This is a genomic window from Roseateles sp. P5_E1 (assembly GCF_054049335.1).
This window is the reverse complement of sequence record NZ_JBFUMN010000039.1, coordinates 40363-50008: the sequence shown is the minus strand read 5'-3', so window position 1 is coordinate 50008 and position 9646 is coordinate 40363. Positions and strand designations below refer to the sequence as shown.

The window sequence follows — 9646 nt, the reverse complement described above, 5'->3', positions numbered from 1 at the left end:
CTCAAGTGGCGGCCCAGCAAGATCCCGGGCGTCGGCAGCTTCTTCTCCAACCAGGACTACGTCGGCACGGGTACCGTCAACTTCGGCCTGACTCCGCAGGGCGCGCCCATCCTGCTGAGCTACGACAAGAGCAAGGACCTGCGGCCGCGCAACTCGGGGCAGGGTGGCGTGCAGCTGCGCCTCAGCCCGACGGGCGGCGACTACGAGTTTGGCCTCTACGCGGCGCAGTACCACGACAAGACGCCGGCCGTGCCGGTGTTCGACTTCGTCAACGGCAATGTGCATCTGGCCTATGGTGACGACATCAAGACGGTCGGCGCCAGCGTCACGTCGTCGGTGGGCCAGCTGAACTGGGCCGTCGAGGGCTCGGTGCGCTGGAACGCGCCGCTGAACAGCGATCCCGCCGTGCTGGGCCTGGGCCCCGTGCTGGCCTGCGGCGGCAGCGACAACCCCTGCTTCGCCGTCGGCCGCACGGCCCACCTGCAGGCTTCGGGCATTTACGTGCTGCAACCCGGCGCGCTGTGGCAGGGCGGGGCGGTGGTGGCCGAGCTGGCCTACAACCACCGGCTCAGCATCACCAAGGACATCTTCGCGACCCCGACCGGCGCCAGCTCGGGGCTAGGCGGCCTGGACCCGAACACCACCAAGGGCGCCTTCGCCTTCCGCATGCTGTTCGAGCCCCAGTACTTCCAGGTGCTGGCGGGGCTGGACCTGTCTGTGCCCATCGGCTTGGGCTACAACTTTGGCGGCCGGTCCTCGTCCATCGCCAACTTCGCGGGCGGAGCGGCAAGCGCGGGCGACTACAGCGTCGGCCTGAAGGGCAAGTACCAGAACGACTGGAACTTCGCGCTGACCTACAGCGACTTCTTCGGCACCGCCAAGACCTTCACCGAGACCCTCGTCGCCGGCAGCGGCTCGCCGCGCCAGCTCACCTTCGGCCAGTCGCTGCGCGACCGCGCCAACCTGAGCTTCACCGTCTCGCGCACCTTCTGAAGCCCCACGGAGCACTTCACATGAACAGCACTCATCTCAAGGCCACGCTGCTGGTCACTGCCCTGCTGCTGGCTGGCCCGACGCTGGCCGCCGTGTCGGCTGAAGAAGCCGCCAAGCTCAAGACCACGCTGACCCCGCTCGGCGCCGAGCGCGCCGCCAACAAGGACGGCACGATCCCCGCGTGGGACGGCGGCCTGACCAAGGCGGCCGCCGGCTTCAAGCCCGGCGACGCTCGCCCCGACCCCTTCGCCGCCGAGAAGCCGCTGTACAGCATCAACGCCAAGAACATGGCGCAGTACGACGCCAAACTGAGCGACGGCGTCAAGGCGTTGATGAAGAAGTACCCCGACTTCCGCATCGACGTCTACCCCAGCCACCGCACGGCGGCCGCGCCGCAATGGGTCTACGACAACACCTTCAAGAACGCCACGCGCGCCAAGCTCGTCGACAGCGGCCAGGGCACCGAAGGCGCCTATGGCGGCACGCCGTTCCCCATCCCCAAGGACGGCTATGAGGTGTTCCAGAACCACCGCCTTGCGTGGGTCGGCACCTACGCGCAGGCGCCGGTGCGGGTCTGGGTCGTGACGGCCGACGGCAAGCGCGCGATGGCCTCCGGCGGCACGCAGAGCTTTCGCAGGCAGTTCTACGACCCCGAGGGCAGCCTGGAGAAGTTCGACGGCTATGCCGGCCTGGGCAAGTTCGTTGTCAGCGAGCCGGGCTCCAAAGCGGGCGAGGCCATCCTGGCGCACGACAACCTCAACGCCAGCAACCCGCGCGGCCTGTGGCAATACCTGGTGGGCCAGCGCCGCGTGCGCAAGGCACCGTCGGTGGCCTATGACACGCCCGACTCGGTGACCTCGGGCATCGGCCTCTTCGACGAAGCCTTCATGCTCTTCGGCCCCATCGACAAGCACAACCTCAAGCTGGTCGGCAAGCGCGAGCTCTACATCCCCTACAACAACAACCGGGCAGCGTCTGCCAAGGTGGCCGACCTTGTCACGCCCAACACGCTGAACCCCAGCGTCGTGCGCTGGGAGCTGCACCGTGTCTGGGAGGTCGAGGCCACGCTGGCCGAGGGTAAGCGCCACGTCGTGCCCAAGCGCAAGTACTACATCGACGAGGACAGCTGGCAGATCATGCTGTTCGACGGCTGGGATGCCAAGGGCGAGCTCTGGCGCACCAACTACACGCTGACCCTGCTGGCGCCGGACATCCCGGCCGTCATCGGCAGCATGTTCTGGGGCGGCTATGACCTGCAGACCGGCGCCTACTACCTCAACATGGCCAGCAACGAGCTGGCCAGCCAGTACAAGATCGTCGCACCGCTGCCGCGCAGCTTCTTCAGCCCCGAAGAGCTCGCCAACGAGGGAGCGCGCTGATGCGCGGGCTGGCGTTCCTCGCGCTGGCCTGTGCGGTGTCCGCCCAGGCTGCCGCGCCGGCGCCGGCCGCGCTGGCTGAACCTGCGCTCGCCAGCCCCAAGGCGCTGGCCGCGGCCACGCTGGCCGTGGTTCGCGCCGGGGACCGCATGGTGGCGGCGGGCGAGCGTGGCACGGTGCTGTGGTCCGACGACGGCGGCAAAGCCTGGCAGCAGGCTGCGGTGCCGGTGCGCGCGGGCCTCACGGCCTTGCGCTTCGTCGACGCGAAAAACGGCTGGGTCGCCGGCCATCTCGGCGTCATCCTGAAGACCAGCGACGGCGGCAAGACCTGGACCAAGCAGCTCGATGGCCAGCAGGCCGCTGCCAGCCTGCTGGCCGCAGCCACCGACGACGCCGGCCGCCGCGCCGCGCAACGCATGGTGGAGGAGGGCGCCGACAAGCCCTGGTTCGACCTCGACGCCATCGACGCACGCCAGGCCATCGCCGTCGGTGCCTACGGCCTGGCCATGGTCACGCGTGACGGCGGCGCCAACTGGCAGCCACTACCCACCCGCGCCGCCAACCCGCGCGGCCTGCATCTCTACGGCGTGCGCGTCGTCGACGGCCAATGGTTCATTGCGGGCGAGCAGGGCCTGCTACTGCGCTCCGGCGACGGCGGCGCCACGTTCACGGCCCTGGCCTCGCCCTACAAGGGCAGTTTCTTCGGCCTGCTCGCCTCGCCCAGCGGCGCGCTGCTGGCCTATGGCCTGCGCGGCAGCGTCTTCCGCTCGGCCGACGCCGGCAACAGCTGGGCCAAGGTCGAACTTGGCACGCCGCTCAGCCTGCAAGCCGGTATTGAGCGGCGCGGCGAGCTGACGCTGCTGGCCCAGACCGGCGAGCTCTTCGTCAGCGCCGACGACGGCCTCAGCTTCACGCGCCGACCGCCGCCCGCCGGACCCTTGCCCGCTGCCGGCCTGGCCACCGCGCCGGACGGCGCCTGGGTCATCGCCAGCCTGCGCGGCACCCGCCGCGCCCAGCCCTGAACATTTCAAAGAAGACGATGCACGCCACCGACACGCTGGGCGCCCAACCGGTGATCACCCAGCTCGACGACTTCGACACCCGCTCCGGCTCCTGGCCCGAGCGGCTGCTCTTCAACCACCGCCCCTGGGTGATGCTGCTGTGCCTGCTGGCCACGCTGTGGCTGGGCCATCAGGCCTTCAAGCTGACGCTCAACGCCAGCTTCGAGAAGACCATCCCCACCCAGCACCCCTACATCGCCAACTACCTGGCGCACAAGGCCGACCTGGGCGGCCAGGGCAATGCGCTGCGCATCGTCGTCGAGGCCAGGAAGGGCACGATCTACGACAAGCACTACCTCGACACGCTGCAGAAGATCAGCGACGAGATCTACCTGATGCCGGGTGTGGACCGGCCCTTCATGAAGTCGCTGTGGACGGCCAACACGCGCTGGGTCGCCGTGACCGAGGAAGGCTTGGACGGCAACACCGTGATGGGCGACAGCTACGACGGCTCGCCCACAGCGCTGGCCGAGGTGCGCGCCAACGTCGAGCGCTCCGGTGAGATCGGCCAGATCGTTGCGGGTGATGCCAGGTCCAGCATCGTCTTCGTGCCGCTGCTCGACGTGAATCCCAAGACCGGCCAGGCGCTGGACTACGGCGAACTAGGCCGCCAGGTCGAAGCCCTGCGCGCCAAGTACGACAGCGACGCCATAGCCCTGCACGTCACCGGCTTCGCCAAGGTCATGGGCGACCTCATCGAAGGCCTACGGCAGGTGCTGGTCTTCTTCGCCGTAGCCCTGGTCATCTGCGCCGGTGTGCTGTGGGGCTACACCCGCTGCGTGCGCAGCACCGCGCTCGTGGTCGCCTGCTCGCTCATCGCCGTGGTCTGGCAGTTCGGCCTGCTGGCCCTGCTCGGCTACGCGCTGGAGCCGTACTCGGTGCTGGTGCCCTTCCTCGTCTTCGCCATCGGCATGAGCCACGGCGCGCAGAAGATGAACGGCATCATGCAGGACGTGGGCCGCGGCACCCACCGCGTGGTGGCCGCGCGCTACACCTTCCGCCGCCTGTTCGTTGCCGGGCTGACGGCGCTGCTGTGCGACGCCGTCGGCTTCGCGGTGCTGGCCTTGATCAAGATCCAGGCCATCCAGGACCTGGCCCTGGTCGCCAGCATCGGCGTGGCGGTGCTGATCTTCACCAACCTCGTGCTGCTGCCCATCCTGCTGTCCTATGTGGGCGTGGGCCCAGCGGCGGCCAGGCGCAGCCTGCGTGACGATCCTGAGTTCAACCCTGCAGCGGGTAGCTCGGGCCTGTGGCGCCAGCTCGACCGCTTCACGCAGCGCGGCCCGGCGCTGGCGGCCCTCGGCGTGTCGGCGGTGCTGGCCGCCGCGGGCTATGCCGTCAGCACGCGGCTGCACGTCGGCGACCTCGACCCCGGCGCCCCCGAACTGCGCGCCGACTCGCGCTACAACCGCGACAACGACTACGTCACCCAGCACTACGCCGCGTCCAGCGACATCCTCGTCGTCATGGTCTCCACGCCCGAGGACCAGTGCACCCGCTACGGCACCTTGGCCAAGGTCGACCAGCTCGCCTGGCGGCTGGAGCAGTTGCCCGGCGTCGAGTCCACCAACTCCATGGCCGCGCTCTCCAAGCTGGCGATGGTGGGCTACAACGAGGGCCAGCTGAAGTGGTACGAGCTGATCCCGAACGACAGCGCCCTGGGTGGCGTGCAGACCCGCGCGCCGCGCGAGCTGTTCAACCAGGGCTGCTCCTTCCTGTCCCTCTACGTCTACCTGAAGGACCACAAGGCCGAGACGCTGAACACGGTGGTGAGCACGGTCGAAGCCTTCATCAAGGTGAACTCGACGAAGGATGAGCGCTTCATGCTCGCGGCCGGCTCGGCAGGCATCGCTGCCGCCACCAACATCGTCGTCAAGCAGGCCATGAACCAGATGCTGTGGTGGGTCTACGGCGCCGTCGTCGTGCTGTGCTGGGTGACCTTCCGCTCCTGGCGCGCCGTCGTCGTCGCCGTGTTGCCGTTGGTGCTGACGTCCATCTTGTGCGAGGCGCTGATGGTGGGCCTGGGGATGGGCGTCAAGGTCGCCACGCTGCCAGTCATCGCGCTGGGCGTGGGCATCGGCGTGGACTACGCGCTGTACGTGCTCAGCGTCATGCTGGCCAAGCTCCGCGCGGGCGAGAGCCTATCGGCGGCCTATCTGCATGCGCTGCAGTTCACGGGCCGCGTCGTCATGCTGACCGGCGTCACGCTGGCGCTCGCCGTGGGCACCTGGGCGCTGTCGCCGATCAAGTTCCAGGCCGACATGGGCATCCTTTTGGCCTTCATGTTCGTGTGGAACATGGTGGGGGCGCTGGTGCTGGTGCCGGCGCTCGCGCATTGGCTGCTGAAGCCAGCCCGGAGCGCTTGAAGTGAAGACCAAACAAAGCCACAGAGGCACAGAGGCACAGAGGCAGCGGGATGAAGGTTCCTCTGTGTCTCTGTGCCTCAGTGGCTGTGTTCTCTTGGCGCACGTCGCCTCGGACAACTGAGATGAGGCCGTGGCATCGCTGGTTCGCCAGCCTGGTGGGCCGCGTCTGGCTCGGCATGGGCGGGCTGCTCGCGCTGATGCTGGTGATCGCCGGCATCGGCCTGGTCCAGTCACAGTCCGTCGAGACGCGGTTGCTGTCTGCCCAGGCCGAGGCACAGCGTCTGACGGCATCCGGGCGTCGCATGCACGACCGCGTGACCGACGCCTACCTGGCCACGCTGCTGGCCACGATGGTCGACGACCCCGAGGACCTGAAGTTCGAACTGAACAGCCTGGCCAAGGCGATGGCGGCTTACGACGAGCAGTTCAAGGAGGTCTTTGATCAGCCGTCCGCCGAAGCGCTGGCGCAGCGCGCCGACGAGCTGAAGCGCGCCGAGACCGAGCTGGCGCCCTTGCTGGCCAGTTCCGTCAAGCGCTTGCAACGAGCGGCCGAGGATGCGGGCGCCGGCTACCAGCACGACTCGGCCATCCAGGAGCTGGTGGTCAGCAGCCTCAAGCCCTTGTTCGACCAATGGCTGCGCGCCATCGACGCGCTGGACACCACGGCCGCCGAGGCCAGCGAGGCGGCCAGCGCGGAGGCCTCGGCCGCTGCCCGCTTGGGACGCTGGGCGCAGGCGGGCATCGTGGCGGCGGGCCTGGCCATCGGCCTGATCGCAGCATTCGGCGTGGCGCGCAGCCTGACCGGGCCGGTGCGCGAGGCCGTGGCCGTCGCCTCGCGCGTGGCCGAGGGCGACCTGGGGCAGGCCGTTCCGCCGGGCGGCCAGGACGAGATCGGTCAGCTGCTGCGCTCGCTCGGCGACATGCAGGGTGGCTTGCATCGCCTGGTGGCGTCGGCGCGGGACGCCGCCGAGCAGATCGACGTCTCGGCTGGCGAGGTCGCGTCGGGCATCTCGGACCTCTCCCACCGCACCGAACTCGCCGCCGCCGAACTGCAGCGCACCGCCGCCGCCACCACCCAGCTCTCCGCTGGCGTGCAGGCACTGGCCGACTCTGCCGGCAGCGCTGGCGCCGTCACGCACGGCGCCACGCAGGCGGCCMTGGCCGGCGACACCGCGATGGGCCAGGCCCAGCAATTGATGGGCGCCATTGGCCGCAGCTCAGAGCGCATCGCCAGCATCGTGGGCGTCATCGACAACATCGCGTTTCGGACCAACATCCTGGCGCTCAACGCCGCCGTGGAGGCCGCCGGCGCGGGCGAGCACGGCCGGGGCTTTGCCGTCGTGGCGGGCGAGGTGCGTTTGCTGTCCAAGGGCGTGGCCGACGCGGCGCGCGACATCCGCCGGCTGGTCGAGTCCTCGGCCGGCGAGGTCAAGGCCGGCCAGGCGCTGGTGATGCAGGCCGGCGGCGCCATGCAAGAGACGGTGGCGGCCGTGCAGCGGCTGACCGACTTCCTCAGCGGCATTGCTGCCGCCATGCCCAGCCAGGCGAGCCAGGTGGCCGCCGTCGACAACGCCGTGCAGGCGCTGGAGCAGGTGACCCAGCAGAACGCCGCGCTGGTGGAGCAGGGCGCCGCCTCGGCCGTCGCGCTGGGTGACCAGGCGCGGCGACTGAAGTCGTTGGTGGCGGTGTTCAGGCTCCAAGAGGAGGAGGGCTCATGAACTGGCGCGCTTGGGTGCTGCTGCTGGGCCTGTTGCCGCTTGCCGCGGCGGCCGAGCAGGCGCCGCTGGTGCTGGGCCAGTCCCTGCCGCTGTCCGGCCCCGCCTTCCCGATCAGCAACCGCGTGCAGGCCGGCGCCAAGGCGCTGGTGGACCGCGTCAATGCCAACGGCGGCATCGCCGGGCGGCGGCTGGAGCTGGTGAGCCTGGACGACGGCGACGACAGCCAGCGCCGCGCGGCCAACCTGCGCAAGCTCGCCCGCGAGCACCACGCCGTCGCCTTCGTCAACTGCCTGGGCGAGCGCGCCTGCCTGCAGACCGCCGCGCTGGCGCGTGAGTTGAACGTGCCGCTCGTCGGCCCCTTCTCGGGTGCCGCGGCACTGCACCAGCCGGCCCAGCCGATGGTGTTCAGCCTGCGGCCCGATGACCGGCGCGAGGCCGAAGCCCTGATCGGGCAATTGCGGGCCATCGGCGTCGAGCAGGTCGCGCTGCTCGGCGACGGTGATGAACCGGCCCGCGAGCGAGCCTTGTCGGCGGCCCTGCAAGCCGCTGGCATCCGCACCCATTCGTTGGCGATGCAGGCCGACCCCGCCGCCACGCTGCGCGAGTTGACCGCCGCCGCGCCGCAGGCCCTGGTGCTCAACCTCGGTCCCGAGTCGCTGGACCTGCTGACCCGCCACGAGGCCGCCTGGCGCGCCGCTGTGCCGCTGACGGTGGCGGCGCTGTCGTCGCCCGGGCTCACGCAGCTGACGCGTCTGCTGCGCGACCGGCTGATCGGCTTCACCAGCGTCGTGCCCAACCCCGAGATCTCGCAGTTGCCGCTGGTGCGCGAGTTCGAGCGCGATGCGGAAAGCCACGTTGGCCCCGAGGCCATCAGCCTGGAGGGCCTGGCGGCCTACCTGCATCTGCGCGTCTGCGTCGAGGCGCTGCGCCGCGCCGGCAACCGCGTCGACGGGCCTGCGCTGGCGGCCGCGCTGGAGAGCCTGGGCGTGCTCGACCTTGGCGGCTTCAGCGTGCGCTTCAGTCCCCGCCAGCACCGCGGCTCCGAGCACGTCGAGATCGGCCTGCGTGGCCGCGACGGGCGCCTGCGTCGATGAACTTATCCACCCCCTCAAAGGAGACCTTCCATGCTTGATCTGCATCTGCAACACGTCCTCGCCCAGGCGGCCGGCGCCCCCGACCTCTGCGACCTGCCGCCCGAGGCCTGTCGCGGCCTATACCGGCAGATCTGCACGGCAGCCACCGTGCCGCCCGCCGACGTCGACGTGACGCCGCACGAGACCCACTTCGCCGGCCAGGCCGTGCGCGTGCGCATCTACAAACCTCGCGATGCGGCGGGCGCCTTGCCCGTGGCGCTGTACTTCCACGGCGGCGGCTTCGTGCTCGGCGACCTGGAGTCCTATGACGCCGTCTGCCGCCAGCTCTGCGCCGACAGCGGCGTGATGATCGTCAGCGCCGCCTACCGGTTGGCACCCGAGCATCCCTATCCGGCGGCCATCGAGGACAGCTACGCCGCGCTCGGCTGGGTGGCCGAGGCCATCCGCAGCTTTGGCGGCGACCCGAGCCGCCTGGCCGTCGTGGGCGACAGCGCCGGCGCTGCGCTGGCCACTACCGCCGCCTTGCTGGCGCGCGACGCGGGCGGGCCGGCAATCGCCTTGCAGGTCCTCGTCTACCCGCCGGCAGCCGGTGCTCACGATGGCGACTACCCGTCCCGCGAGCGGCATGCCGGTGGCCCCACGCTGACGAAGCGCACCATGGACTACTTCAACCGCCACTACTACGGCGCCGCCGGCAAAGCGCCCGACTGGCGCGGCGCGCCGCTGCTCGCGCCCAGCCTCGCCGGCCTGCCGCCGACGCTGTTGCTGCTGGCGGCCCATGACGCGCTGCGTGACGAGGGCATGGCCTACGGCGAGGCGCTCGGCGCGGCTGGCAATGCCGTCACCGTCATCGAGTACCACGGCCTGGCGCACGGCTTCATCAGCATGGCCGGCGCCGTCCCGGCGGCGCGGCTGGCGCTGGGGCAGATGGCGAGTGCGCTGCGGCAGGCCTTGCTGGGGTGATCCAAGCCATATCGAAACTGGCATGGCTTGAGAGGAAATCGCCATTGGATTGTTGTCGTGGAATGCCGTACACCC

7 protein-coding genes are annotated in these 9646 nt (G+C 70.0%); all 7 read left to right on the top strand.

Annotation, left to right across the window (positions count from 1 at the left end):
• The coding region (locus ACXJKJ_RS22490) for a DUF1302 family protein (protein WP_457392639.1) at positions 1–993 on the top strand (993 nt) is incomplete at its 5' end.
• A gap of 20 nt (positions 994–1013) precedes the next feature.
• Positions 1014–2372, top strand: a complete 1359-nt coding sequence (locus tag ACXJKJ_RS22485; protein WP_457392636.1) for a DUF1329 domain-containing protein — start codon at positions 1014–1016, stop codon at positions 2370–2372.
• Positions 2372–3391 (top strand): WD40/YVTN/BNR-like repeat-containing protein, encoded by a 1020-nt coding sequence (locus tag ACXJKJ_RS22480; RefSeq protein ID WP_457392633.1) that lies wholly within the window; start codon positions 2372–2374, stop codon positions 3389–3391. The genes ACXJKJ_RS22485 and ACXJKJ_RS22480 overlap by 1 nt, the downstream gene beginning before the upstream one ends.
• A 17-nt stretch (positions 3392–3408) precedes the next feature.
• Complete coding sequence (locus tag ACXJKJ_RS22475) at positions 3409–5796, top strand: efflux RND transporter permease subunit (RefSeq protein ID WP_457392631.1); 2388 nt, start codon at positions 3409–3411, stop codon at positions 5794–5796.
• A gap of 122 nt (positions 5797–5918) precedes the next feature.
• Positions 5919–7514, top strand: coding sequence for a methyl-accepting chemotaxis protein (locus tag ACXJKJ_RS22470; RefSeq protein ID WP_457392628.1), 1596 nt, complete (start codon positions 5919–5921; stop codon positions 7512–7514).
• Positions 7511–8608 carry an ABC transporter substrate-binding protein gene (locus ACXJKJ_RS22465; protein WP_457392625.1) on the top strand — a complete coding sequence of 366 codons (1098 nt, stop codon included), beginning with the start codon at positions 7511–7513 and terminating at the stop codon, positions 8606–8608. The genes ACXJKJ_RS22470 and ACXJKJ_RS22465 overlap by 4 nt, the downstream gene beginning before the upstream one ends.
• Positions 8609–8638: 30 nt before the next feature.
• A complete protein-coding gene (locus ACXJKJ_RS22460; protein ID WP_457392622.1) occupies positions 8639–9571 on the top strand; it encodes an alpha/beta hydrolase in 933 nt (310 codons plus the stop codon).
• The last annotated feature ends 75 nt before the right edge of the window (positions 9572–9646 follow it).

Excerpts from the sequence above, each read along its gene's own strand:
- ACXJKJ_RS22485 (WP_457392636.1), top strand. The coding sequence starts at position 1,014 with ATGAACAGCACTCATCTCAAGGCCACGCTGCTGGTCACTGCCCTGCTG.
- ACXJKJ_RS22480 (WP_457392633.1), top strand. The coding sequence starts at position 2,372 with ATGCGCGGGCTGGCGTTCCTCGCGCTGGCCTGTGCGGTGTCCGCCCAG.
- ACXJKJ_RS22475 (WP_457392631.1), top strand. The coding sequence starts at position 3,409 with ATGCACGCCACCGACACGCTGGGCGCCCAACCGGTGATCACCCAGCTC.
- ACXJKJ_RS22465 (WP_457392625.1), top strand. The coding sequence starts at position 7,511 with ATGAACTGGCGCGCTTGGGTGCTGCTGCTGGGCCTGTTGCCGCTTGCC.
- ACXJKJ_RS22460 (WP_457392622.1), top strand. The coding sequence starts at position 8,639 with ATGCTTGATCTGCATCTGCAACACGTCCTCGCCCAGGCGGCCGGCGCC.